The sequence below is a fragment of the Papillibacter cinnamivorans DSM 12816 genome (genome assembly GCF_900176335.1).
In the GTDB taxonomy this organism is placed as follows: Bacteria; Bacillota; Clostridia; order Oscillospirales; family Oscillospiraceae; genus Papillibacter; species Papillibacter cinnamivorans.
Map to the genome: position 1 here is coordinate 325,258 of NZ_FWXW01000002.1, position 26,167 is coordinate 351,424.

Here is a 26,167-nt window from a genome sequence, read left to right on the forward strand (position 1 = left end):
TCATCTCCTTTGAAGGAAAAACCTATATAAAATCTAGCATACGTGTCCTGCTATGTCAAATTAAATAAAGGTTAAATAATGGTAAAGGCGTCCGCCGAAAAGCGCTGTTTTGTCGGCGGACGCCCTCCCCTGCGCGTTTTAATCCGGCTTTCGGAAATGTCCGCCGGCGCCCGTCCCTGCCGGCGGGCTCATCTGCCGGTAAAAGGCTTCGGCGGCCGTTTTTCCAGGTACGCCGTATATGCTTCCCGGAGGTCCTCCGTGGCATACAGCTGCGCAAAAAGATTTGCCTCCAGCCGGATTCCCCGTGTAATGTCGCACTGCATGCCTTCGTTTACGGAGATTTTAACGGCGCTCACCGCGATCGGCGGCCGGCCCGCGATGGTCCCTGCCAGCTTCAGCGCCTCGTCCATCAGCTCCTCCGCCCTGACTACCCTGTCCGCCAGCCCGATCCGGAGCGCCTCCTGGGCGCTGATCTTTTCGCAGGTCATCATCAGTTCTTTGGCCCTGGAGGCGCCCACGATTCTGGGAAGGCGCTGCGTTCCGCCCCACCCGGGATAAGTCCCCAGCGACACCTCCGGCGAACCCAGCACGGCGCTGTCGGCGGCCAGGCGTATGTCGCACGCCATGGCGAATTCCAGCCCTCCGCCCAGGCAGTAACCGTTGATCGCCGCGATAATGGGCACCCGCAGCCGTTCCATTTTCTCCATCAGCCGGTCTCCCGTCACGGCAAATTCAAAGGCGGCCTGCACGCCCTTGCCGCTCTCCTCGTCGATGTCTCCTCCGGCGCAAAAGGCCCTGCCCTCTCCCGTGAGGACCGCGCACCGCACCTCCCGGTCGGCCTCGATCTCGTCCAGCAGCCGGGAGAACTCCCCGGCGGTTTCCGTGTCAACAGCGTTTAAAACCTTGGGCCGGTTGAACCGGATGATTCCTACGTTTCCTCTTTTCTCGTACAGCAGCCCGTTCACCGCTCATCGCCCCCTGTCCGGCCGGTTTCTCATCTGGCCATTTCCTTCAGAATGACGAGCCGCTGGATCTGGTTCGTCCCCTCGAAGATCTGGAAAATCTTTGCGTCCCGCATGAGTTTTTCCACCGGATACTCCTTGCTGTATCCGTATCCGCCCATGATCTGCACGGCGTCGGTTGTCACCTTCATGGCGGCGTCCGCGCAGAAGCACTTGCAGATGGCGGCCTCCTTGGTAATCTTTTTCCCCTCGTCCGCCATGCTCATGGCGTTGTAAGCCAGCTGCCGCGCCGCCTCCGTATAGATTTCCATGTCCGCCAGCATCATGCCCACCGCCTGGTGCTGGATGATGGGCACCCCGAAGGTCCGCCGCTCCTTGGCGTATCTGACGCAGGCGTCCACCGCCCCCTGGCAGATCCCCACGGCGATGGAACCGTTGTACGCCCTGCCCTCGTCCAGGCCCTCCATGGCGATTTTGAATCCCTCGCCTTCTTTTCCCAGAAGATTTTTGGCCGGCACCCTCACGTCCTGGAAAATCACGTCGCAGGTGTTGGAAAGGCGCAGGCCCATCTTGTTCTCGTGCTTGCCCACCGAAAGACCGGGAGTGCCCTTTTCCACGATGAAGGCGCAGATTCCTTTCGCCCCCAGCTTTCGGTCCAAAGTCGCAAATACGATGTAGACGTCGGCATACCCCCCGTTGGTGGAAAAGCACTTGCTGCCGTTTAGCACATAGTCGTCCCCGTCTTTTACAACACTGGTTCTCAAAGACGCGGCGTCAGAGCCGGAGTCCGGCTCGGTGAGGCAGAACGCTCCGAACCCACCCGGCATCAGGATGTCGGCCACCCGCTGGATCTGCTCCTGGTTCTTCCCCACCAGTACGCACTTCATCGCCAGAGAGGTGCACAGCATGGTAATCGCCATGGCCGGCTCCACCTTCCCGATTTCCTCCAGGATGACGCACATGGTCTTGTTGTCAAGCCCGATCCCGCCGTTTCCCTCGGGGATATCCAGGCAGTGAAACCCCAGCTCGAAAGATTTCCGGTAGATTTCCAGCGGAAATTCTCCTTTTTCGTCAAACTCCGAAATATAGGGTTTCACCTCTCCGGCCATAAAGTCCCGCACCAGGTCTCTTAGCTGGATCTGCTCTTCCGTCAGTACGATAGCCATTTTTGGCCCTCCTTTATATTCAGCAATTGTTTATGCCCAGGTCATTCCCATGGCGCTGATGAGAATCAGCAGCAAAATAGTCTGCAGCAGGGTGATCACCACGGATACGATGAAGATGTCGAAGTACCCCTCCTTGTGGGTTGTCTTGGAGAAATTCAGGAAGGTTACGACGCCGCCGTTATGGGGCATGGAGTCCAGTCCGCTGCTGGCCACCGTAAGCACCCGGTGCAGCGCCTGGGCGTTGACTCCCAAGGGAAGGAAGATCTGCCCGATGAGGGGCGTGGCGATTCCCAGGCCCCCGGAGGAGGAACCGCTGATTCCGGCAAGGCACGTGGTGGCGACGGCGGCCGCGACGAGAGGATTTCCCCCCAGGTTGGTGACGGCCGGGATCAGGCCCGCGAACGCGGCGGTGGAGGCCACTACCTTGCCGAAGCCTACGGTGGTGCCCGTGTTGGTGATCGCCATGGTGGCGTCCGTGATCGCCTGGTAGAAGCTCTTCACCAGGAATTTAAAATCCTTCGGTATGTACGGGAAATACAGGACGATCCCGGAGATCACTCCTGCCAGCAGGGCTCCCTCGATGGGGAACTTCAGAACGTTCAGGGTGAAGATCAGGATCACCAGCGGGAGGATCGACAGAATAAAATTCGGCCGCTTCGCGTCCTCCTGGATGACGACGTCCTCGGTTAAAGAGACAAAGTGCTCCCCCGCGAGCCTGACCTTTTTCACCCGCCACTGCATGTACAGGATTCCCAGCACGGCGCAGAAGACGGCCGTAATGACGCCGGGCACCGCCGCGGCGGCCACGGTGGTCCCCAGGTAGGTGGTGGGGATCACGTTCTGGATCGCCGGCGAAAACGGCCCCGTCATGGTGAACGTGCCCGCGCCGCACATGTAGCACGCCGCAAAGAGCCGCCGGGGCATATCCGCCTGCTTGAAAAGGCTCATGGAAATGGGATACAGGGCGAAAAGCGCCACATAGACGGACACGCCCCCCATGGTGAGGATCGCCGCCGCGATGATGACCCCCGCCGCTACGTATTTTTCTCCGAACCTACCGGTAATCGTCCGGGAAATGGTTTCCGCGGCGCCGCTGAGCTCCACGATCTTCCCGAAGAAGGCGCCCAGTAGGAAGATGATGAAGTAGTTGGTGATAAACGCCGTCATCCCGGGCATGAAGACCGTTTTGAACGTGGTCAGCACATCCAGCCCCGAAAGCAGCATGACAATGAGAGACGAGAGAAACGCTGCGATTACGATTGGGATCCCTTTCAGGGCAAACAGGCTCAGGCACACAAGGCCCAGTATCAATACCGCTACTCCCACGTGACTCCCTCCAGCTTTATAAAATTAAATTGGACTCCCCCTGTTGAAATTCGGTTTCCGTTTCTCCAGAAACGCGCGGATGCCTTCCTCCCTGTCCCCGGAGGAAAAATTCACCGCGAAGATGGCCGCCTCGTGCTCGATTCCCCGGAGCAGGTCCAGAGAAAGCCCCTCGTTGATCGCCGTCTTTGCCATGCTCACGGCGATGAGACTGTTTTTCGCGATGGAACCGGCCAGCTCCCTGCAGTATTCCGTCAGCTCCGCCCCATCCTCCACCACTTCGTTTACAAGTCCGATCTCCTTTGCCTTTCCCGCGGTGATCTGCTTCCCGGTATACACCATCATCTTGGCGTTCCCCGCGCCCACCAGGCGGGGCAGCCTTTGGGTCCCGGCGAAGCCCGGGATCATGCCGAGGCCGACTTCCGGCAGCGCGAACCTGCTTTTTTTCGTGGCGATGCGGATGTCGCAGGCCAGCGCCAGCTCGCAGCCGCCTCCCAGGGCGTACCCGTCGATCGCCGCGATCACCGCTTTCCTCATGGCTTCCAGCCTGTTGAAGACCCTCTGCCCATACTCCACGTACCCTTTGGAACCGAACACGTCCAGGCTGCTCAGGTATCCGATGTCCGCCCCCGAGACAAAGGCTCTGCTCCCCGCGCCTTTGAGGATCACCGCGGAGACATCGTCTTTGGCCGTGAGATCGTCGATCACCTCGTTCAGTTCGTCCAGCACATCCAGGTTGATGCAGTTGAGGACCTCCGGGCGGTTCATCGTCACATACGCGATCTTTCCCTCATATTCCAGCAAAACCGTCTTGTTATACATGTTCTCCTTCTTCCTTCCATGGATTTGACGTCTGTTTTAATGCGGTTTCATACCCGCTGAACAAAACAAAACCAAGTCATATCAATTCATTAAATCAGCGGACATTATTTTATGATTCCTCCGGCTCTGAACCCCTTGATTTCCTCCGGGGTATATCCGTGTCTCTTCAGCACCTCCGCCGTGTCGCGTCCGATGGCGCCGGAGGCTCTTGACTCCGGCAACCCCATGTTCTTCATCAGGACCGGTGTCCGGACGATAGTGACCTCGTCCCCCGTGGGATACTTCATCTTTTGAAGGATATCGTTTTCCCACGCCTGCTCGTCTTTCAGAATCTCCTCGAACTCATATGCCTTCTCGCAGGGCAGCTGGTTTTCCTTAAAAATTGCGACCCACTCGTCCACGGTCTTTTCCTTCATTTTCTCCTCGATGATGGCGATCAGTTCCCCGTTGGTGCCCAGCCTGGTAAGAGTGGCGATCTTGTCGAACCTTTCGTCCTTTGCCAGATCCCCCCGTCCGATGAGCGTGATGAATTTGCTGTAATACCGGTCGTATTCCGGCACGCAAAGCTGCATCCACCTGCCGTTCGAGCCCTGATAGGTGTTGATGGTGGGGCAGTTCACCGATCTGCGGTTCTTGGGATAGTGGTTGCCGAATGCCGCCGCCATGATCGCCCAGTTGAACATGTACACCGCCGTGTGGTGGAGGCTCACGGTGACCTTTTCTCCCATCCCCGTCTTCTGCCTGCCGATATATGCCCCCAGGATGCCTGCCGCAAGTGTGATCGACGCCTGAAAGTCCCCGTAGGCGGTGATGGCGTTGATCGGCTCGCCCCCCGCCTGATGCAGCGACCCGATGAGTCCGCCCCGGGCCCCGTAGGCCGTGTAGTCATACCCCGGCGTGTCCTTTTCGCTTCCCGCCTCGCCGTAGCCCAGGATCTGCGCGAAAATCAGCCGTGGAAACCGCTCGCTGAGGATCTCATAGGTGAGGCCCATTTTTTTCAGCGCGTCGGTCCGGAAATTGGTGAGAACCGCGTCGGCCTCCTCCAGGAGCCGGAACAAAATCGCCTTGGCTTCCGCTTTTTTCAGGTCCAGGGATATGAGCTTCTTGTTCATCGCCGTTGTGTCGAAGGTGGGATTGGCCCCGTCCTCGCCGGGCATCCGGTTGAGCGTGCCCATGAACCGGTTGGGGTCTCCCCCCGGCGCTTCGATCTTGATCACCTCCGCCCCCCAGTCCGCCAGCAGCCGCGAAGATGCCGGCGCCGCCACGAAGTTTGCAATCTCCACGATTTTGATTCCTTCCAGCGGTTTCAATATACATTCTCCTTTCTTTTGTCCCGTCTGCACCGGGTATTCCTCCGGGCCGTCCTGCCCGCCGCGGCCCCGCTGCTCTTCTCCGCGTCCTCGTTTCGGGACGGGTTTGTCTTATATAAATATGAAGAAAATCGGACAATTAGCATTCAATCGGACGGTTCATTGACAAATCTTTCACATGGTAAACAAACGCTGCATCATGCCCGCCGGAAATAAAACGGCAAAGACCCCGGGCGCCGGATATCATCCGGGGCCCGGGGTCAGCCTGTCAAAGCAGTCCCATCGTCCTTTTCGCCACCGCCGAAAAGCTTTTTGGGATTTTGCGTTGCGCTCCGTGACCAATATCCCAAAAAAACGAAATCCCAATGCCCTGCGGGAATTCACTTCCCGCAGGGCATACTTTGCGCGACTTCGCAAAGGCGCGGTCCTTCCCCCGTTTTTGTCGGAAAACAGAGTTTTCCGACAAAAATAAGTCCGGGCGCCGGATATCATCCGGGGCCCGGGCTCTTTGAATCCGTATTAGATTGGAAAGCATGTTTTCCGTCCCCGCCAAAGCCTGTATTCTCCTATTCGGCGCGGTCTCCGGTCCTTCTGCGGAAAACCGCCGCCAGAATAAAAGATGCGGTCATGATTGCCAGATAGGCGGCATAGACCGGATACGCCGCTGCGTTTCCTCCGGGAAACGACTGCTCCGGGTGATTCAGGGCATACCATACGAAGCCCAGCGCAAAAAGGAGCATCGCGCTTCCCAGCATCGCCAGACAGAACGAATATTTCCCTCGTTTTCTCATGCTTTTCCTCTCTTCCCGAAGCGGAACCGGCCGGTGCGTATGTACTTGTCGTAGACAAAAAGGTTGAGCAAAGATTTCCGATAGGGCAGATTCCCCGGTTCGATCAGCCGTACCTTCTTGATTTCCATGGAGCCCAACCGCCGTTCGTTTCTCGTTGTTATACAGTATATCAATTAAATGGAAGCTTAGCAATGCACATCCATCCGGACCTCTCCGCTCAATCCCGGATATGAAACGCGCCGTGTTGTATGTAAACCGTAGGGAGGCCTCCGCACACCGGCAAAAAATGATAGCCGCCGCCCGTTGATCTTTCCCGGGCGGCGGCCGCTTGCTTATTTTATCAGCTTGGGCCGGACAATCGTTCCCCGGTCCTTCAGTCCTTTGCCTCGATGATGACCGTCTGCGTATCTCCGTCCCAGCTTACCTCACAGTTCAGGCTTTCCGCGATAAACCGGGCCGGAACCATTGTCCTCCCGTCGATCGCAGTCGCCGGAACGTCCAGGGTCAGGCTCTTCCCGTTGACGGTCGCCTGGCTGCTTCCCAGGGTCAGTTGGATAACGGTGTCGTCCTTCCTGCCGGTGACGGTCTGCGTCGCCTGATCCCACTCCACTTCGGCGCCCAGCGCATTGAAGATGGCGCGCAGCGGCACCAGCGTCCTTCCGCTGATTGCGGCAGGCGCCACGTCGAAGGAAACGGGGATCCCGTCCACCGTGACCTTGATAATATCCCGCGGCACAGCCGTGATCACCGTGCCGCTGTATCCCGCCGCCACATACCGGTATCCGTTCCAGGAGACGGCGTTAATCAAATCGTCGCGGCCGGTTTCGATTTCCGTCCAGGTCTCCGCGTCGGCGGAAACCAGCGCCTTTCCGCCGTATGCCACGGCTATATATGCCTTCCCGTTCCAGGTAATATCCTTGATTTCATATTCGGAGGGAGACGCGGTCGCTTTCCATTTGACGCCGTCCGATGAAACCGCGATGGTTTTCCAGCTTCCCACCGCGACAAAACGGGAATCGGCCCAGATCACCGCATTCAGGTTGTTCCTGGTATAAGAATTCTGAGTTGTCCAGTTCACTGCGTCAGGCGAGGTAATGATGACGCCGAACATACCTACGACCACATAACTCTTTCCGTTCCACGCAATGGAGTTAAGCCAATCGTCTTCAGAGGTATAATCCCATGTCTGCTGGGTCCAGTTCTCCCCGTCCGGCGAGGTAAGAATCAGATTATGGCGTCCCACGATCACATATTGGCTGCCCGACCATACGATCTGCGACGGTTCCACGATCTGGCTGTAGACCTTTTTTGTCCACTGAATCCCGTCGTCGGAGGTCAGAAACGTCCCCGCGTCCCCGATGGCGATAAACCGGCTGCCGTCCCAGAGGACGTCCCGCAGCGTATCGGAAGTCAGCGGCGTCTGTTCTTCCCACGAGATTCCGTCCGTCGAAGTGAGAATCAGTCCGGAGCCTCCCACCGCAACGAACAGCCTGCCGTTATTGGTGACGCTGGTGATAAAATAGTCGGGGGGTTTTTCCACCGTCTGCGTCCAGTATGAAAGGTCGCCCGATACCAGCAGGATCTCTCCGAAGCCCGATATGAAATATTTCCCGTTCAGACAGGTAAGATCGCTTAAATAGTTGTCGGTTGGCAGGTACCACGCGCCCCAGTTGATTCCGTTGGAAGAGGCTATGTAAATCCCCTCCTCCGACAAAGCGATAAATCTGCTACCGTCCCAGACAACGCTGACGAAAAACGGTTGGAGCGTCAGCTCTTGTTTGGTCCAGGTCTGCCCGTCGGAAGAAGTAAGGATCAGCCCGTCGCCTCCCACTGCGGTAAATTTCGACCCGTTCCACGCAATGCTGGAGATCCAGCCGGAAGTATATCCTGTTTCCAGGACCGACCAGTTGAGGCCGTCGCCGGACCAATAGAATTTGCCGCTGTCACAGGGTATGAGATACAGTTCCCCATTGGTGCAGATACCGTTGAAAACCAGCTGGGGATCAGCGGATACTGTTTCCCAGGTGATCGCGTCCGCGGAGTGCAGGATTGCATTGTGAAGGGTGGCATAGGCTTCCTCTCTGGCCAGATAGCTCCATCCCACGGCAATGTATTGTGTTCCGTCCCATAAGATGTCGTTCAGACTGATCTCCGTGCCGGAAGCGGAAGCGGACCAGTTTGCCCCGTCCGATGAAGTCAGGATCGTACCGTCCGTACCCACCGCTACGTATTGGTCTGCGCCCCAGATGACCTTCTTCAGGGTCTCGGTGGTACCCGAATATTGTCTTGACCAGTTCGTTCCATTGGAAGAGGTTCGGATATTTCCGCCCGTTCCCACCACCACATACTGGTCTTTTCCGTTGTAAGCCGTGCTTGTAAAATTGCAGCTTTCGGATATGACCGTGCTCCATTCAAGTTTGCTGTCGGAAGCGGCCGTGCCGCAAACCGGCAGCATGAGCAGCGCCGCCAGAAGACATACCGCTGTTTTTACAAACTTAACCTTCCTGCCCATTTAACCATTCCCTTCGTAATTCCGTTTCTTCTTTTTTCATCAGCCTTTCCCATATTTTATCATATTAAATCATTTATGGCAACTGTTTCCAGCCCCTGCCGCCCAAAAATCAGGCGCCTGCCATTGGCGCCTGATTTGGCCGGTACCGCCTCCGTAATTTCTATCCGTGCTCCGCCGCGTCGGAATCGGCCTTTGTGAGGTGCACGGTCCCCTGCGGATGGTGGGGCGGCGCGTAAATGGAATAGAGCTTCAGCGGGCAGCGCCCCGTGTTGAGCAGGTTGTGCCATTTTCCCGCCGGAATCAGTATGGCGTAGCCGTCGCAGACGATCCTCTGGAAGCCCAGATCGTCTCTGCTGTTTCCCATCTGGACCAGGCCCCTGCCCGTTTCCACGCGGATAAACTGGTCGGTGCAGGGGTGCATCTCCAGCCCCACCTCTCCCCCCGCCGGAATGCACATCAACGTCACCTGCAGGTGCTCACCCGTCCAGACGGTGGTGCGGAAGGTCCCGTTCTGCTCCGCCGCCCGGGATATGTTCAGAGTAAAAGGCTCCGGCCCGTTATCGGCGGACATGCGCCCGCGGTAAGCTCCGGCGGGGATGAAATCCGCCTCGCCGCCGCGGCCTGTGTTTTTGGATCGGTACATAGAATTCCCCTTTCAAAGAATCTGTTTCCTGGCAGGCATGCGTATCCGTTAAATCAATTCGGTCCCGCGGTGTTTTCCTCTCCCGGTTCCTCGTTGGAGCCGCCGGCGGGATGGATGTCCTCCGCGAAAACGTACACATTGGGCTCCACGGTAATGAAATATCCCAATTCCATGCCTCCTCACCTTCAGACTCGATACAGAATACTCAGAAAGGGGCCCGGAAGTGACGATTTTGAGAAAAAACGTAAAAAGCGGTCGTCCGCTCCTCGGATTTTTCATTTTTTGCCTGGCCTGCGCAGCCCGCGGCCCAAAAGGAGAGCCGAAGCTTCCGCTCCGGCTCTGCGCTTTCGTGTTGCTCCTCAGCATTCGTCTTCCGGAGTGCCGGGAACCAAAACGTCGTCTTTATTGAAAAGGTACGCGATAAACCTCAGATGCGCTACATTGTATACCAGGTTCTCTTCCTTGCAGAAGTCCACATGCTTCACCTGGACATAGCACTTTTTATCCGAACATTTCCCGTCCTGCCTAAGGGGGAAGCAAAGGGAAAACATCCTCTCGTCGTAGGTGAAATACTTGCTTTGGTTCAGACGGTACACCAGGTTCTTTTCCAGGTTCACCGCCAGCCGCAGTTTCGCTCCGCAGAGCACGGCGGACGAAAAGCTGTCGATAACGTCGTTGAGGCACTCCACCCGCGCCGTGCTGTTCACGCAAATGAGACTGCTGTAAACGATTTCGGCGTCGATCTTTTGGCACAGGATACCTGCGAACAGATCCAGCTCTCTGATCCCGCCGTCCCCGTCGGCTTGGGCGGGTAACGCGGGGGTCTCGGGTGCCATTTCGACGTCGGTCTGGATATCGGCGTCCGACTGCAGCACCAGAGCTAAAAATTTATCTCTGTATCCTTCCTTTTCAAACAGCACGGTGTAAGTGCCTGCGGGCAAATGGAGCTCGTACTGTCCGCTGAAAGTATCTGTTCCTATGATTTTGCATCTGGAATTATATATCGTCGCCGAAACGTCTTCCAGCGGTTCGCCGGTTTGGCAGTCCCGGATCTCTCCGCTGACCTTGATCGGATGTGGTATCGCCGCGGGCAGCACGTCGATGCCCGTATCCTGGAATGTGACCGTTTCCATGCACTGGTCGAAAATGGACCCTGTGTCGAAAGTGAAGTGTCCCTCGCCGGAGAAAAATCCCGTTACGGTGATGAGAAGCGTCTCCGAGGAATTGCCCGCCAGGTTGCTGATGGTCCATGTGATTTCCTTCCCGAGAATACTCACGGTGCCCGCGCTGGCGGTGAACTGCGGGCCCGATTCGATGGTGAAGGCGCTGCTGAACTGGTCGATGACGATGACATTCGGGATATCGCTCTCGCCGGTATTGGTAACGGTGATGCGGAGCGTCCAGGTGGATATCTTGCAGCTTTCCACGGTGAGCGGGCCCGAAACGATCTCCTTGTCGGCTGTCAGTTGATCCTGCCCGTAAACCAGAATGCCGTGGTCCCCGAATATAATCGGCGTGAGGTCCGTCCCGGTTACGGTTCCTGAATTCAGTATATAGTGGCCCGGCATTACGAAGGAGCCGCTAATAATGATGGTGAGGGCGACGGTATCTCCCGGATTGATGGTGCCGACGTTCCATGTGGCTGTGCGCGGAACGTAGACGACATTTGCGCTGGGTATGAACACCGGAGGGGAGGATAAGACAATATCGCTGCTGATCGTATCCGTCAATACCACGTTTGTAACCGGGACCGTGCCGCAGTTATATAAGGTGATTACCAAAACCCATGTATGGATATCGTCCGTGCATACGGTGGTGGGGCCTGACACGATCTGCTTGGTTACACAGAGGACCGGGGTCCCCGCCGGCGGGTTGAGGATCATTCCGCAGACGAATTCCTTGTTGATGACAATGTCCTGCGTGGAGGTGAAGTAGCACAGCCGGTAGGTGGAGGACACGAAGTTGAATCCGGCGAATGCGCTGGTGGGAAGCGTGAAATCCAGAAAATAGTCCTCGTCGGGCATGACAGGGCTGGCGCACGGGAAATGTGCTCCCGCGTCGGCCACCCTCACGTTATCCGACGGCTGGGATGGGCTGTTCAGCGCGATGGGCTCGTTGTAAACCAGAGTGGATGTGGAGTCCCTCACCTGCAGCCTGTAAACGCTCCCGCTTGCGTTTACGAGAATGGTGAAAAGAACTGCGTTGAAGTGGCTGCGGATCACCACGCCCCATACGAATTCCTTCAGCTTGTACTCCAGCGGGTTCAGGCTCAGCGGGTTCCCGTTGAGCCGCATCCGGAACGCGACTTCCGTGGGGTTGGGGTCCGGGGTGGGAGAAAGATAATAATACGCGGCCGGATACTGCGTGTCGCCTACGATGTCGACCCAGCAGGGTTGCTCATTATTTGGCACTGCGGTTTGTATATAAGTAATCCAATCGTTGTCGTTGGGCGGAAACATACTTTCACTCCTTGTGTTTTATAGATTGTATTACCATTTTATTTTGGAATATGGAATCTGCTACAGCCGCTCTCCGTCTCGGGTCGAATTTGCTCTCGGTCAGGGGCGATTGCTTTTTGCTTCCGTCTTATTTATAATGATGTCTGCAAGTGATTGCCTCGGGAAGTGGGAGAATATATGAACATATACGGCAAATATTTCGCCAGATATCGGTTCCTCTTTATCATGGCCGTCCTCTGCGTGCTTTTGGAGGCGGCGTGCGATCTTCTGCAGCCCACCGTCATGGCCCGTATCATCGACGACGGCATAAAGTACGGAAGTGTCGGCACCGTGATTAGATACGGGCTGCTGATGCTGTCCGTCACGGCCCTGGGAGCCTGCTTCGCCGCCGTCCGGAACATTCTGGCCAGCCGCGTGTCTCAGAGCGTGGGGGCTGATCTTCGCGGCGACGTTTTTGAGAAGATCCTGCGGTTTTCGGAAGCCGGCGCAGATAAAATTGAAAGCGGCTCGCTCATCACCCGCATGACCAACGACACCTCCCAGGTGACCCAGTTTGTAAACGGCCTTATGCGGATCTATGTAAAGGCGCCCATCACCTGCGCCGGCAGCATTGTGCTGGCGGTGCTCCTCAGCCCCAGTCTGAGCACGGTTCTGTGGGCCGTGGTGGCCGTGGTGGCCCTTTGGATCGTCATCAGCATGAAGCTCAGCTACGTCCGCTTTGCCAGGATGCAGGCCGCCATCGATAAGGTCAATACCGTGGTTCAGGAATACCTCATGGGAGTGCGCCTCGTGAAGGCCTTCGGGCGCTTCGAAAGCGAGGAGGAGCGGTTTGAAGAGGCAAACGGGAACCTGGCGGATCGGTCCGTCTCCTCCCAGCTGGTCTTCTCTTACTTTTCCCCCCTGATGTCCCTGTCCGTCAACGTCGGCATCGTGATGATTCTATATTTCGGCAGTCTCCTCTTTCAGGCCGGCAGTATCGAGGTCGGCAGAATTTCGGCCTTCATCAGCTATATGGCCCAGATTCTTCTGTCCCTCATCATGATTACGAATATATTCAACACTCTGGTGCGCACCAAGGCTTCCACCGGGAGGATCCGGGAAATCCTCGACAGCGGGGAGGATTTCCCGGCGGATGGGGAAACCTTCGTCTACGGCGAGGAAGCCGGAGTCGGACTGGAATTTGAAAATGTGACCTTCTCCTATCCCGGCGGCAGCGGGATCCCTGCTGTCAAAAACCTGTCTTTTTCGGTGAATCCCGGGGAAACCCTGGCGGTCATAGGGCCCACCGGCTCCGGAAAATCCACCCTTGCCTGGCTGTGCCTGCGCTTTTACGACGTCGATTCCGGCTCCATCCGAATAAACGGCCGTGATATCCGCTCCGTGGGCAGCGGAGCGCTCCGGAAAAGCATCGCCCTGGCTCCCCAGAAGAGCATGCTCTTTTCCGGCACGGTCTCCCAGAATATCGCCTGGGGCAATCCGGAAGCCTCCCCGGAAGAAATCAGTAAGGCCGCGAAAGCCGCCCAGGCGGACGGTTTCATCAACGAGATGCCGCAGAAATACGAGAGCCTTCTCGGCCAGGGCGCCATCAACCTCTCCGGCGGCCAGAAGCAGCGTCTTTCCATCGCCAGGGCTCTTGTGAGCAGAGCGCCTGTGCTGATCCTGGACGACTGCACCAGCGCCCTGGACGCGGTCACGGAGGCAAAGGTCCGGCGCGCCGTCTCGGAAGAAAGCGCTCGGGATAAACGGACGGTGATCCTCATTACCCAGCGGATCGGGACGGCCGTCGGCGCGGACAGGATTCTGGTGCTGGAAAACGGCGAGAGGGTGGGCTTCGGGAGCCACCGGGAACTCATGGACTCGTGCCGGGTCTACAGGGAAATTTACGATTCGCAGATTGGCGGCGACAGATAGAGCGTATGGCGGAGATAAACAGCAGTTATGAAAAAATGCCGGGTCTGGGCCGTCCCGGCGCCGGGGCGCAGCGCTTTGCCCCCGGAGAAAAACCGAAGAATGCCAGGGAAGTCCTCAGGCGGCTGCTGTCGCTTCTGCTGGACTTCCGCAAATCTTTGATCCTGGCGGTGTTCCTCGCCGGGATCTCCTCAGCCGTTGCCATTACGGCTCCGTTTTTGATCGGAAAGGCCGTCAACACCTTCGACCCTTTCACCGGCGGCGTGGATTCGCAGCTTCTCTCGGTGGTGCTCATTTCCCTTGCCGCCTGCTACTGCACCGCCTGGATCGTCGATACGGTAAACGGCGTCATTATGGCGAAGGTAACCCAGAGGCTTGTTAAAAGGCTTCGCCGGGACTTCTTTGCAAAGCTCCAGAAGCTGCCTCTCCGCTTTTTTGACACCCGTTCCCACGGGGATACCATGAGCCGCGTTACCAACGATGTGGATAACATCAGCAGCACCATCGCCCAGGCGGTCACACAGCTTATCGCCGGCGTTTTCACCATCGGCGGGACCCTGGTCATGATGCTGCTTTTAAGTCCGCCTCTCACTGCCGTGGCGCTGGTTTCCATCCCCCTTTTCGCCCTTCTGTCCGGGACGATTGCGGTCAGAAGCCGGCAGTATTTTCTGGAGCAGCAGCGCAGGCTCGGCGCCCTCAACGCCATGGTGGAAGAAAACATCGTGGGGCTTAAAATGGTGAAGGCCTTCAACCGCCGGCCGGAGGTTCTGTCCGATTTCAGCGTCGTCAACCGGGAGCTGCAGGGCTATTCCACCAAAGCCCAGACCTGGGCGGGCTTTATGATGCCTTTTATGAACGTCATCAACAACCTGAGCTTTGCTCTCATCGCCTGCGTCGGCGGCATCCTCACCGTAAAGGGAATGGCGACGGTGGGCCTGGTGGTGAGTTTTCTTACCTATTCCAAGCAGTTCGGGATGCCCCTGAACAATCTGGCCGGCATGTTCAATAACATCCAGTCCGCCCTGGCCGGTGCCGAGCGGGTCTTTGAAATTCTGGACGAAGCTGAGGAAATCCCGGACCGCGAGGGTGCCAAAGAGCTGCGCGATGTAAAAGGCGCGGTGGAATTTCAGAACGTCTCCTTTTCCTACGTGCCCGGAAAGCCCGTTTTGAAGAACGTCAGCTTCTCCGTGCGGCCCGGCGAAGTGGTGGCCCTGGTGGGGGAAACGGGAGCGGGCAAAACCACCGTCGTCAATCTGCTCACGCGCTTTTACGAGCTGGAAAGCGGCAGGATTTTGGTGGACGGGACCGATATCGTCGACATCACCCGTCAGTCGCTTCACAGCTGCTTTTCGGTTGTCCTCCAGGATACCTGCCTGTTTTCCGGGACGATTTTCGACAATATCAGATACTCCCGGCCCGATGCTTCGGAGGAGGAGGTCGTCCGGGCCGCAAAGCTTGCCCGGGCGGACGGCTTTATCTCCCGCCTGCCTCAGGGATACCGCACGGCCGTCACCGGCAGCGCCGATACTTTGAGCCTCGGCCAGCGCCAGCTCATCGCCATTGCCCGGGCGATCTTATGCGACGCGCCCATACTGATTCTGGACGAGGCTACCAGCAGCGTGGATACCAAGACGGAAAAAGAGATCCAGCGGGCGCTTCTGACCCTGATGCGCAGCCGCACCAGCTTTCTCATTGCCCACCGCCTTTCCACCATCCGCGACGCCGACAAGATCATGGTCATCGAGCGCGGCGAAATCGTGGAAATGGGGACCCATGATGAGCTGATGGACAAAAAGTGCCTGTATTCCGAAATGGTGAAGAGCCAGCTGGGCCTGAACCCCGCCGCCTTCGGATAATGATACTATTTCCGAATTAAATAGATTAAACAAGAAGTAAGGTTGCTCCCCGCCTTCGGCGGGGGGGCAGCCTTACTTCTTCATTTGTTTTATCTATATTTTTATTGAGGTTTAGTATGAATCGTGAATCCGGACAGAACAAAAAACCGGAACAGGTGCTTGCATCTGTTCCGGTTTCATTTTGGAAAAAACGAAAATGTTTCTGTCTCCGCAGCCTGCGTTAAGAAGATTTTCCGGTAGTACGGCGTATTCCCCTCCGTCTGTGGAAGCGTTCCGTTTCCATGGAGTCTCGGGATAGGATGCCTTTTTGCGCAGCGCTAAAAGCTTGTCCTGTACAGGGGGATCACATGGATGACCGGTACCTCATAGGGATGCACCTTTTTGACGGCCTCCACCGTGATGTCGGCCTTCTCCCGCAGGCAGACGACCTCCACCTTCAGCTCGGGCTGCGAACTGAGGGCCCCCTCCTCCCCGATATAGGGGCTGCTCCCCTCCAGCGGGCGCCAGCAGCCCGTGACCTGGCTGTAGGACAGGCAGCTGTCGTAGCTTCCGATATGGCCCGCGTCCACGCTCCGCAGAGCGTCCTGCAGGACGGCCAGGTGGGTCTCGGGAATAAAGATCTCAATTTTGCAATATAGAAAGTGATTCATAATTACTTCTCCGGACGGTTTTATGTGGTTGTTGCCTGATACGGCGGGGTGTTCTCCAGGTATCTTCTTGTGTAAGGGCAGATCTCGATGCATTTCCCGCAAAGCGTGATTTCCTCGTGGATCGCTTCCGCCGCCAGCTCTCTTGCCTTCTTCCTGCATTTGAGCGGGTCGAACAGCTCTTCCCGTTCCAGGCCGGGTACCCATTCTCTCCCTTGGATCGCCTCTCCCGGGCATGCCCGGGTGCAGAGCATGCACTTGCCGCACCGGCTCTGGGTAACCGGCGTTCCGGTCTGAAGCGGCGTGTCGGTGAGAAGGGAGGAGATCCGCACCGCGGGTCCGTACTCCTCGGTCACCAGCAGCGCGCTCTTTCCGATCCAGCCCAGCCCCGCCCGGACGGCCACCGTTTTGTGGGGCATCCTCGTCCGGTAAACCCCGAATTCCCGGACGGCGTTCGTCGTCTGGGCAAACGCGTTGTAGCCGCACTCCCGTATATACTCCGCTCCCGCCGTAACGATTTCGTTCAGCCTGGCGTTTCTCTCGTGATACGCCTCGAAGTAAGCCCGGCTGGGTCCGTCGTGGATGGACGCGATCACTTCCCCCGGCAGCCTCACGGCCACGGAAACTCCGTATGGCTCCTCCGGCGGCAGCATCCCGGACAGATCGGCGTATCCGACCAGGTCCGCTCCGTGCTCGCGCAGCACCTTCTCCAGTTTGCTCTGCATAAACTTCATTACCGTTCATCTCCGAAACCAGGTTTTACTGATGATAGCACAAAAGGAAGAAAAAAACCAGCTTACGCAGTTTCCCGAATATGCTCCGCTCTGTTTGTCCTTGTCTGGCCTTTTTATCTTTGATACAATTTAAATAACGGCAAGTGCAGATAAATGCTCGTTGCATCAGGATAAAGAGCGGCTTGTGGGTCGATATCTGACGTAAGGGGAAGGGTATTCTATGAAGCATTTAGGAACTGTATTTATGCAGAATGATAGCCCGATCTTGCAGAACAGCACGCCCTTTAAAATGCTGATTGCATGCTTTTTATCATGCGTCGTGGGCGTTGTCCTCATGGCGGCAACGTCCAACTTTTTACTTATGGGTGTGTTTATAGGCATCCTTCTGTGCATCGTTGTGGCCGCCCGGTTGTTCTCTGCGGGTAAAATCAGCATTGAGACGGCGTGCCTTGCTCCGATGCTGCTCCTTTGCTTTGCATACACGCCTCTCAGCTGGTTTGCGTATAACGGTCTGCTGGGCTGCACGCCTTATCTTTCCATCCTTTTTATAGCGGTGATTGTCCTTACGTATTACAGTAAAATCCAGCTGTTTATGCTTTCTCTGTATACCGCTCTTTTGCTGGGGCTTACAGTTCACTGGTTTGTAACCTGGCCGGGCGAAAAGGACACGAACCAGATCGTCAACATTTTGGTGGCCTATGTCCTGACCGCTTCGGTGATTGTTTTTTTAGTGGAGGGCATCAAGCGTAAAAATCGTGAAATCAACCGGCGCATGACGGACCTTTCCATGCGCGACGATCTTACGGGGCTTCTAAACCGCCGGTCTATTCAACAGGTGCTTGACAGGATGGAACGTATTTTTATAAAAGAAGGCTCCGAATATGGAATCGTTATGATGGACATCGATCATTTTAAAAGCATAAACGATCTTTATGGACATAATTGGGGCGATTCGGCGCTTAAAAGTCTGGCGGCGTGCATTCTGAAAAGTATTCGTTCGTTGGATTATGCCTTTCGTTTCGGCGGCGATGAGTTCTTGCTCATTCTCCCCGATGTGGACCGGGAGACCTTATGGCAGATATGCGCCCGTATCGAAGAGGCCTCGCGCGGGATGCATGGGTTTGACTTCCCGGTCGCAATGAGCACCGGTTGCGCCTTGCGCTCGGAAAGCTCAGATTCCGCAGCGGTATTGGAGCTGGCTGACAGTCGTATGTATGCCGCCAAAGAGAGCCAGAGTAAATAATTTTATGATCCGCTGAGGGCGTTTCGTGAAAAGAAACGCCCTTTTGACATTTCAGAATGGATCGGATCCGGTCCCGGCTCTCCGGAGCTCTTATTCCTCATACAGATCGCCGCTGTTTTCCTTGTTCAGCGTTTCTTCCAGCTCGATCATGAGGAATTTTGTCAGGGCTTTGACCACGGGTCTGTGTCTCGTGCCTTTTGGAACAATGATGCATTCGCCTTCCTCGACCCTGATGCAGTTTTCTTCCGTTTCCAGCTCAAAGCCGCCTTCAATTACATAAAACAGCTCGTCGGAAGAATCGTGAACATGAAAATCCAATGTGCGGTTTTCTACCCTGACCACGCTGAGCACATGTCCGTTCAGCCGCCCCACCTTTTGGTATACGTACAGTTTTTCCAGGGCGTCGACTTCCGTTTTGAGATTTATTTTGTCAATCATGTCCGCTCCCCCTTTACAATATCATGCCGATAGAATAACATGGGTTATATCAATCTGTAAAACTGATTGTTTTTATTATTGCAATCGAATATTTAGATTGCTGTGGAGGAGCCTATGGACATTCGGCAGCTAAGCGCCTTCTGTCAATTGTGTCGGCTGAAAAACTTTACGAAGACAGCCGGTGCGCTCGGATATGCTCAGTCCAGTATCACCTTCCAGATTAAGCAGCTGGAGGCCGAGCTGGGGACAAAGCTTTTTGAGAGGATTGGGAAATCCGTGTACCTCACAGAAAGCGGGCGAAGGATTCTTCCCCACGCCCAGAAAATGCTCTTTCTTGCCAAGGATATTAAGGAAGCGGCAAATGGGGACGCTTCTTTTAAAGGTACCATTGCCATAGGCGCGGCCGAATCCATCTGCACATATCGCCTGCCCTATCTGCTCAAAACGTATAAGGCGGCTCATCCGGATGTGGAAGTCTGTCTCCGGCTTATGGATTATGATGATTTTCTCCCGGCGCTCAATGAGAACAGGATCGATATTGCATTTTCAATAGGAGTTCCGCTCAACGCCCCGTCTGTGGATATTCTGTTGGAACATCCGGAGTCCATCGCCGTTCTTTCTGCGCCCGGCCACCCGCTTGCCGGGAAAGAATGTATCTCGGCGCAGGATTTTTCCGGAGAAAAATTTCTCCTTACAAGTGTGGAATGTCAATATCATAAGGCCTTTATGAACGATATGTCGGAAAAAGGTGTGACCGTCTGTCCGGTACTGGAAACCGAAAGCCTGCAGGCCATTAAAAAAATGACCGCAATAGGGTTTGGGCTGTGCGTCCTTCCCGAAGTAGCCGTCCTCGACGAAATTGGCGGTCAATCGCTTTTCAGGCTTCCTTATAAAACGGAGTATCGTATTGTCTCTCAGGTGCTCGTTCATAAAGACAAGTGGATTTCTCCCCTGCTGGACGAGTTCGTCCATACGGTGCTGGACGAATACGCCAAATCGGAATAAGAAGCAAAGCAGGAATTGGAGAAAGACTTTGCGGATTTGCCAAGGGCGCAAAGGAGCGGACCATGCCGTTCAACAAAAAGAGCGTCGGAGCAAACTTTGCCCCGACGCTCAGCTTGTCGAAAAGTCCCATCGTCCTTTTCGCCGTCGGCGAAAAGCTTTTGTGGATTTCGTGTTGCGTTCCGTGACCGAAATCCGCAAAAGATAAAATCTCAATGCCCTGCGGGAATTCACTTCTCGCAAGGCATACATTGCGCGCCTTCGCAAAGACGCGATCCTTCTCCCGCTTCCGTCGGAAAACGGAGTTTTTCGATGGTCTCAGCGTCGGAGCAAACTTTGCTCCGATGCGAAAGACCGGGACGGAAAAGATGTAAATGCGTATTATGCCGATTGCAGCAGTCCGCTGAGATTGCCGCTGGTGATGTCGGATAAATGCCGCAGTATTTTTTCATAGGGCCAGTCCCACCAGCACAGCTGCAATAACGCCTTGACGACGTCATGCCCGAACCTTTTTCTGATTTCTTTCGCCGGAATGCCTCCCACGATGGTATAGGGCGGAACGTCCCTTGTAACGACCGTCCTTGTCCCGATGATTGCGCCGTCTCCGATGTGTACTCCCTGCGTAATGACCGCCTCGTACCCGATCCAGACGTCGTTGCCGATTACAATATTCCCTTTGTTGTCCCATGCGTCGGTTACATGATTCCAGTCTAAATTCCATGCGTCGGCAAAAATCGGAAAAGGATAGGTTGACAGGGATCTCAGCGTATGGTTCGCGCTTGTGAATATAAACTTGGCCCCGCAGGCTATGGAACAGAATTTGCCGATGACCAGCTTGTCATGATTGACAGGATAATGGTAAAGGACATTGTTCTTTTCAAACCGTGTGGGATCATTGATAAAATCGTTATAGAACGTGTAGTCGCCGACGAGAATATTGGGGTCCGTAATCACATTCTTGAGATAAACGGTTTCATGGTCGTTGCGCGGATATATTTCTTTTCCCGGAACAGTCATTTCGATTTTCCTCGCTTTACTTCATATTTTGGCTGACTATTCCGGCAGATACAATGCAGAGTTTCACGGCTTCACCGCCTTGTGCAATTTCGGTAACCGATTGTAAGTATATCACAAAGCTCATCATGTGTAAAAATCCATGTGCGGGTTAAAACCGGACACATGGATTTTTAGCAGATTAGCGGATATCGTCTGCGCCTAGCAGCTCATGGATTTTAAGCAGTGTCTTCCGGTTCCGGAAGGTCATCGGAGCTCCGGGTTTTGAAAGCGAAGCCGCCAGTTTTGAATCCCGCACGCCGTGAGAACAAAGCAGATGAAGCTCGCGTTTCCTGACAAACAGCATATCCTCCCCGCCATAAGCCAGACGCAGTGTCTCTGCGGCGGCTGGGTCGATATTGCCGTCCGACAAAAAAACATACAAATGCTCAACTTCAGGGTTTTTCGCTTCGGCTTGCTCGATATCCTCTTTCGCAAACGGCTCCGCCGACAGTATTTCGGATATTTCATCGCCGGAGCGCAAAACGACAGGGCTCTTAAAACCGAACCGCTCCGTGAAGGCATGTGAAATCAGATCAGGCAGCAAATGCTCCGCTTCATCGGATTCGAAAAGCACATTTCCGCTTTGAATATACGTCTGCACCCTGCCAAAGCCGCAATCTTGGAAGAGCTGTTTTAAGTCGGCCATTTTCACTTTATTTTTTCCGCCGACATTGATTCCGCGGAAAAAAGCCGCATATTTCATATAACACTCACCGTTCATTTATCAAAATGGATTGACTAAACCCATATAGCAAAATCGCCGTATTCGAAAATCCCGCCGCCGTGGTGCAGCTTGTTTTCCGCTTTCAGCTGCCGGAAAGCATCCTGCATTCTTAAGAGGATTTCCGGATGAATATCCAAGCTGTGATGCGCCGGGAAAACCCGCTTTACCGGAAGCGCGGCGACGCGCTCGATTGATTTCAGATAGGCTTCCGGATCCGTGGATGGATAATAAGCGAACAGGGTATCTTTATAAACCAGATCGCCGGTAAAAAGCCAGCCCCGTTCCTTTTCATAAAAGCACATGTGCCCCGGCGAATGGCCGGGTGTATGCAGCACCTGCAGAACGCGCCCGCCGATGCCGATCGCGTCCTTGTCTTTCAGCACCCTTGAGGGTGTCCCCTGAAAGAATTCATAGCGGTCCACGTCATATCCTTCCGGCAGATCGCAGCGGTCCGCCACCATGCCCTTGATCTGTTCCATAGTCAGCGGGAACTCTCCGCCGAGCCAATCCAGCTCATTCTCATGTGCGTAAAAATCCGGGAAGTACTTGTGACCGCCGATGTGATCCCAGTGAATATGTGTTGCAACGGCGGTGACGGGCTTATCGGTCAGTTTCCTCACTTCGTCGTAAATATTGCAGATGCCGAGTCCGGTGTCGATCAGGAGCGCTTTTTCTGTGCCGATGAGCAAATAGCTGTGCGTTTCCTCCCAATGCCGGTACTCACTGATGATATGGGTATCCTCACTGATATGGTTTACCGTGAACCAATCGCTCATTTGAATATGTCCTTTTACACTTGTCTGCAGACAAGCCTTTCGAATTCATGTTTTTCCGGGAGCGATTCCCACTAGATTATAGCAGAGCGGAAAACAAAAAGAAACGTGCGAAACAAAAGCAGGCCGATTTATTGTCGGCCTGCTTTTGTCGTTATAAACACTTAAGGTCCATTTAAGGTGGTGTGAATTTTCTTACCGCATTTATACGAAAAAACCAGTAATATCAACGGTATTACGGCAGTCAATGAGCGGTGTTTACACTAAAAATTCGAATAATAGCTTGGCAAAGTCGATGACAAATTGCGCATCTTTTATTCCGAGTTTGGCATTGTAATAATGCCCGACTGAATTTGTCTCCGATATTCGGTTCAGCAGGTCTCCGGGGTCTGCATGGGCAATTTCCTCTATGTTCTTATATCCGCTTTCATACAAGGTTCTTGCTGCGGCGGCCCCGACGCCGTTTATCCTGACAAGGTTGCACAAGGAGTACAATTCGTTAAGCGCGATTTCGCCGACACCGGTTTTAGAGCTTATCGCTTCGTCCCCTCCCGCTGCCATAAACATGTTATAAAAATCCTTCGATGTTTTAATACTGTGTTCCAACAACCTGTGGACGGTCTGTTCGTTTACGCCTGGAAAATCAGAGATGGGAACAGGTTTTTGATCGAAGCTGCTAAGCTCTCTTTTCAGAATGACCAGGTAGTCCTCCGGAATCTTTGTTTTTGCCGACAATGCCGAAAGCTTCTGAGGAGTCGACAGGTTGTTTTTCAATTCAAACAGGTTGCCGATACCTGCATCTGCCATTCTCCTGAACCTCTCTTCGAGCGCATTAAGCAGGCTCCTGCGGCCCGGCAGCAGATTCTGATTTTTCAGAATTCCCCTGTACACCTGAATCGATATTCGCTTCAAATCGATTGTATAACTCATACGAACGGGCACCCCCGGCATTTTCTTTTTATCCTATTATAAACCGTCATTCCGGAAAATTGAACTCCCGGCTCCAGTCAAACCCCTCGTTCGCTTCGAGACAATCGGGCCAGTGCTTGCACCAATCAGGCATTCTGACGTCGCGCACCTTGTCTATGGATGGCTCGTACGGTTTGATATCCAGAACTGGAGTGCCGTCTTCGGCGTCGATGTATCCGACCTCAAGCCTCGATGCTTTCCCGTCAAGCGCGATAAGGGCGCAGGCCGTGACCGCTATGGGATTCGGCCGGACCGGAGATCTGCTGGCCAGCACTCCGACTTTCTCCGGACCGTTCTTATAAGGCTGATCCATTACAAAGTAGTTTCTTGACTCTTCGCTGTCATACAAATTGAACCACCATATTACCTCGATATGGCTGTATTCCTGTAGCCCCAGCGTCGCTTCAAAATACTTCTCTTCAAGCTCGATATAATAGCGGTTGCTTTCGACTTTTACCTTTCCGATAGGATTAAATATTACCGACATACGAATTCCTCCATTCAATATAATTCATTCTTGATTATAGCGTCAGTTCGTTCTGTTATCTTGATGATTATTGCTTCAATATGGCCGCATTCTGTGATAAAATGCAAGCAGTTTGATGATTTGTGCTCAAGGAGAAATCGTATGAAAACAGAATTGATTCATCTGAATTCCCTGCTACTGGGAGGTGTCAGTTTTTACGGAGACCCCTTCAGCAGGAAGGGCTGCTGGGACTCTGAAAATGAGATTGGAAAGACGTGGAGTCGGTTTATGAGCCATATCTCCGCAAACCCCGAACGGCCATACTCCCGCAATGAGCCGTATTTGTATGAGATTCATATTTACGGAAGCGAAACGGCTGCCAAAGGCTATTTTGAAGTGTTTGTGGGTGAAGAGGTAAATACCGCGAAGCTGCCATACTCATTGAGTTCAAAGTTTTTTCCCGAATCGGATTACCTGAAAGTAACGCTCTATGGACAGGAAATTACGGGCGACTGGTGGCAGACACTTGACACGGACATCATACCCGAATGCGGCGTGAGTCGGAACGCTTCTTTTATTATTCAGGCCTATGACGAGCGATTTATGGGAATGGATCATTTGGACGACTCTGTGTTGGACGCGTATATTCCGGTAAAAGTATGAGCCTGACTATGCTTGAATCTGTAATGCAAAGCATCGCTTTCATTGAATCCAACCTTCATAACGACATAGGCGTGTGCGATGTCGCAAACGCTGTTTCCTACTCCCAGTTTTATTTTTCGAGGGAGTTTTCAAAGCATACCCATATTTCCGTCTATGACTATATCCTGAGAAGAAAAATATCTGAATCATATAAAGACCTTTTTAATAAGAAGATTAAAATCGTTGACCTTGCATTCCGGTATGGCTTTCAGTCACACGAGGTATATACGAGGGCATTCAGGAAGGTGTTCGGAGAGAATCCCAGCGAAGCGACCGTATATAAACCCCTTGCCGTATATGAGCCGATTGATGAACCTTATTTAAATTTTCTAAGCGGGCTGCGCGTCGAAATAATTGACAAGCTCAGCGAGGATTGCTTCTTTGAAGTAAACCGCGTATCTTCGGTATCCGAAGTGAATTCTGGAGGCAGTTATCTCATACTCTTGTCAAAAAAGAATTTGTTTAACTTAAATTGCGTTTTTCAGGGAAATCCGAGTCGCAGCGAAAATGAAATTCTGTCCTTCAGGCTAAGTCCCCTGAGACAAAAATTCCGGATTTATCATACCGATGCAAAGCTTGCTTTCAGGTATTTTATTGATTACTTCTATGATGTCGACGAAATGAGCAGTAATTTCTTTATGATTCAAAAAGAGGAAGACCATATAGATATACTTGTACCATATGTGTCTTTGCTTTCTTGAAAAATAATATTGATTGATGAATGAACTTGACATCAAAGAATCAGTTCCTTCTATTCTGTGCGATAGCAAAACAAAATAGGTTCTATCACCAACACCTCAAATGCGAGTGTTCTTACAGCATTTCTTCGTCAGATAAGATAGCATAGCGGGTAAATCGAAAAAGACAAGGAAAAAGAGAGCAGAGCCGTCAGATTTGGCGGCTCTGCTGCTGGTCTGAGTGTTCATAACGATAAACTCGGGAACCTGCATAAAATAAAGATTTTTTTGGCATTGCGCAAACAACTATTAAAAAAGCGGATAATGGTGAAGATTTAGCAGGCGTTTGATAAAATTAACCTTTAGCCCTTATTTGTTTCAGCATTTCATACAGACCTATACTGAGCCCTATGCCAATACCAAAAAATACTATGAACGGAAGACTACCCAAATGGGGTACACCAAGGACGTTCAAGAAATTGTCCAGCCGCCCCGAATTCAGAGCATCTACAAAAAATCCCAACGGTATGGACAAAATGCCGCCAACAGCGGCAAACAACCAGACGGATTTACGGCCATAGGTAATTGCCCCGAATAATCCGCCGACCAAGGCTCCCATCAGAATGAAGGCGAGCACATCCGGAACGCGAGTATCCGCAATGAAAGGAATTTCGGAAAATACATATCCCGAAAAGAAACTTACCCAAAAACCCACCGGCACTGCCACGACCCCGGCAATGGTCATTGTCCCTATTTTTTGTTGCATTCGAAGGAATACGCCAAGTAAAAGTCCGCCTATTGCTCCGGCAATAATCGTATCTAAAATAACTATATCCATGCGTAATGATATGATGAAAACGATTACTCCGCCGATAAAAAATGAGATTGCCCCTGCCAAAGTTGACCAAAGTATATAAGCTATTGGGGAATTATTGATTTTAGGCATCTTCTTCACCCCTTATATAAAAATTTGCGGGCATTAAG

At 53.7% G+C, this 26,167-nt stretch carries 24 protein-coding genes and 1 pseudogene; 6 read left to right on the top strand and 19 right to left on the bottom strand.

Annotation, left to right across the window (positions count from 1 at the left end; all coding sequences use genetic code 11):
- Positions 1–188: 188 nt before the first annotated feature.
- From B9A13_RS04400 to B9A13_RS04445, 10 genes and pseudogenes are all read right to left on the bottom strand, one after another.
- The gene (locus B9A13_RS04400; RefSeq protein WP_084233835.1) at positions 189–965 is read right to left on the bottom strand and encodes an enoyl-CoA hydratase/isomerase family protein; all 777 of its coding nucleotides are present in this window, start codon (positions 963–965) and stop codon (positions 189–191) included.
- A 29-nt stretch (positions 966–994) separates the two neighbouring features.
- Positions 995–2,128 carry an acyl-CoA dehydrogenase family protein gene (locus tag B9A13_RS04405; RefSeq protein ID WP_084233836.1) on the bottom strand — a complete coding sequence of 378 codons (1,134 nt, stop codon included), beginning with the start codon at positions 2,126–2,128 and terminating at the stop codon, positions 995–997.
- A 30-nt stretch (positions 2,129–2,158) separates the two neighbouring features.
- Positions 2,159–3,454, bottom strand: coding sequence for a GntP family permease (locus tag B9A13_RS04410; RefSeq protein ID WP_084233837.1), 1,296 nt, complete (start codon positions 3,452–3,454; stop codon positions 2,159–2,161).
- Between the two features lie 24 nt (positions 3,455–3,478).
- Positions 3,479–4,273, bottom strand: a complete 795-nt coding sequence (locus tag B9A13_RS04415) for an enoyl-CoA hydratase/isomerase family protein (protein WP_084233838.1) — start codon at positions 4,271–4,273, stop codon at positions 3,479–3,481.
- A gap of 104 nt (positions 4,274–4,377) precedes the next feature.
- Positions 4,378–5,583 carry a CaiB/BaiF CoA transferase family protein gene (locus B9A13_RS04420; RefSeq protein ID WP_084233839.1) on the bottom strand — a complete coding sequence of 402 codons (1,206 nt, stop codon included), beginning with the start codon at positions 5,581–5,583 and terminating at the stop codon, positions 4,378–4,380.
- Positions 5,584–6,149: 566 nt separating this feature from the next.
- The gene (locus tag B9A13_RS04430) at positions 6,150–6,374 is read right to left on the bottom strand and encodes a hypothetical protein (protein ID WP_084233841.1); all 225 of its coding nucleotides are present in this window, start codon (positions 6,372–6,374) and stop codon (positions 6,150–6,152) included.
- Entirely contained in the window at positions 6,371–6,502 is a 132-nt protein-coding gene (locus tag B9A13_RS14565; protein WP_278308998.1) for a hypothetical protein, read from the bottom strand. Before B9A13_RS14565 ends, B9A13_RS04430 begins: the two co-directional genes overlap by 4 nt.
- A gap of 245 nt (positions 6,503–6,747) precedes the next feature.
- On the bottom strand, positions 6,748–8,886 hold the full coding sequence (locus tag B9A13_RS14415) for a stalk domain-containing protein (RefSeq protein WP_242942773.1): 2,139 nt from the start codon (positions 8,884–8,886) through the stop codon (positions 6,748–6,750).
- Positions 8,887–9,046: 160 nt separating this feature from the next.
- Positions 9,047–9,448, bottom strand: a pseudogene (locus B9A13_RS04440) (cupin domain-containing protein); the annotation flags it as partial.
- 440 nt (positions 9,449–9,888) lie between these two features.
- Entirely contained in the window at positions 9,889–11,988 is a 2,100-nt protein-coding gene (locus tag B9A13_RS04445) for a DUF11 domain-containing protein (RefSeq protein ID WP_084233843.1), read from the bottom strand.
- A gap of 177 nt (positions 11,989–12,165) precedes the next feature.
- On the opposite strand from B9A13_RS04445, the gene B9A13_RS04450 reads away from it, so the two are divergent.
- Both B9A13_RS04450 and B9A13_RS04455 read left to right on the top strand, forming a co-directional pair.
- Positions 12,166–13,899: an ABC transporter ATP-binding protein gene (locus B9A13_RS04450; RefSeq protein ID WP_084233844.1), complete on the top strand. Its 1,734-nt coding sequence runs from the start codon at positions 12,166–12,168 to the stop codon at positions 13,897–13,899.
- A gap of 5 nt (positions 13,900–13,904) precedes the next feature.
- Complete coding sequence (locus B9A13_RS04455) at positions 13,905–15,752, top strand: ABC transporter ATP-binding protein (RefSeq protein WP_084233845.1); 1,848 nt, start codon at positions 13,905–13,907, stop codon at positions 15,750–15,752.
- 317 nt (positions 15,753–16,069) lie between these two features.
- On the opposite strand, the gene B9A13_RS04460 is transcribed toward B9A13_RS04455, so the two are convergent.
- Entirely contained in the window at positions 16,070–16,402 is a 333-nt protein-coding gene (locus B9A13_RS04460) for a YqfO family protein (protein ID WP_084233846.1), read from the bottom strand.
- 20 nt (positions 16,403–16,422) lie between these two features.
- Entirely contained in the window at positions 16,423–17,133 is a 711-nt protein-coding gene (locus tag B9A13_RS04465) for a 4Fe-4S double cluster binding domain-containing protein (protein ID WP_084233847.1), read from the bottom strand.
- Between the two features lie 220 nt (positions 17,134–17,353).
- On the opposite strand from B9A13_RS04465, the gene B9A13_RS04470 reads away from it, so the two are divergent.
- Positions 17,354–18,376 (top strand): GGDEF domain-containing protein, encoded by a 1,023-nt coding sequence (locus B9A13_RS04470; protein WP_084233848.1) that lies wholly within the window; start codon positions 17,354–17,356, stop codon positions 18,374–18,376.
- Between the two features lie 90 nt (positions 18,377–18,466).
- Here the strand turns inward: B9A13_RS04470 and B9A13_RS04475 are convergent, their stop codons facing one another.
- Complete coding sequence (locus tag B9A13_RS04475; protein WP_084233849.1) at positions 18,467–18,814, bottom strand: cupin domain-containing protein; 348 nt, start codon at positions 18,812–18,814, stop codon at positions 18,467–18,469.
- A 114-nt stretch (positions 18,815–18,928) separates the two neighbouring features.
- Here B9A13_RS04475 and B9A13_RS04480 point away from each other — a divergent pair, with 114 nt between their 5' ends.
- Positions 18,929–19,819, top strand: a complete 891-nt coding sequence (locus B9A13_RS04480) for a LysR family transcriptional regulator (protein WP_084233850.1) — start codon at positions 18,929–18,931, stop codon at positions 19,817–19,819.
- A 378-nt stretch (positions 19,820–20,197) separates the two neighbouring features.
- On the opposite strand, the gene B9A13_RS04485 is transcribed toward B9A13_RS04480, so the two are convergent.
- From B9A13_RS04485 to B9A13_RS04505, 5 genes are all read right to left on the bottom strand, one after another.
- A complete protein-coding gene (locus B9A13_RS04485) occupies positions 20,198–20,833 on the bottom strand; it encodes a CatB-related O-acetyltransferase (protein WP_084233851.1) in 636 nt (211 codons plus the stop codon).
- A 178-nt stretch (positions 20,834–21,011) separates the two neighbouring features.
- Positions 21,012–21,575: a DUF1697 domain-containing protein gene (locus B9A13_RS04490; RefSeq protein WP_159448022.1), complete on the bottom strand. Its 564-nt coding sequence runs from the start codon at positions 21,573–21,575 to the stop codon at positions 21,012–21,014.
- A 35-nt stretch (positions 21,576–21,610) separates the two neighbouring features.
- Complete coding sequence (locus tag B9A13_RS04495; protein ID WP_084233853.1) at positions 21,611–22,372, bottom strand: MBL fold metallo-hydrolase; 762 nt, start codon at positions 22,370–22,372, stop codon at positions 21,611–21,613.
- A gap of 255 nt (positions 22,373–22,627) precedes the next feature.
- Entirely contained in the window at positions 22,628–23,299 is a 672-nt protein-coding gene (locus B9A13_RS04500) for a DUF4332 domain-containing protein (RefSeq protein ID WP_159448023.1), read from the bottom strand.
- Positions 23,300–23,345: 46 nt separating this feature from the next.
- On the bottom strand, positions 23,346–23,825 hold the full coding sequence (locus B9A13_RS04505) for an SAM-dependent methyltransferase (RefSeq protein ID WP_084233855.1): 480 nt from the start codon (positions 23,823–23,825) through the stop codon (positions 23,346–23,348).
- 141 nt (positions 23,826–23,966) lie between these two features.
- Here B9A13_RS04505 and B9A13_RS04510 point away from each other — a divergent pair, with 141 nt between their 5' ends.
- Both B9A13_RS04510 and B9A13_RS04515 read left to right on the top strand, forming a co-directional pair.
- The gene (locus B9A13_RS04510; protein ID WP_159448024.1) at positions 23,967–24,467 is read left to right on the top strand and encodes a GyrI-like domain-containing protein; all 501 of its coding nucleotides are present in this window, start codon (positions 23,967–23,969) and stop codon (positions 24,465–24,467) included.
- Between the two features lie 8 nt (positions 24,468–24,475).
- A complete protein-coding gene (locus B9A13_RS04515) occupies positions 24,476–25,207 on the top strand; it encodes a helix-turn-helix transcriptional regulator (protein WP_159448025.1) in 732 nt (243 codons plus the stop codon).
- Between the two features lie 331 nt (positions 25,208–25,538).
- On the opposite strand, the gene B9A13_RS04520 is transcribed toward B9A13_RS04515, so the two are convergent.
- Positions 25,539–26,129: a hypothetical protein gene (locus tag B9A13_RS04520; protein WP_084233858.1), complete on the bottom strand. Its 591-nt coding sequence runs from the start codon at positions 26,127–26,129 to the stop codon at positions 25,539–25,541.
- Positions 26,130–26,167 lie beyond the last annotated feature (38 nt).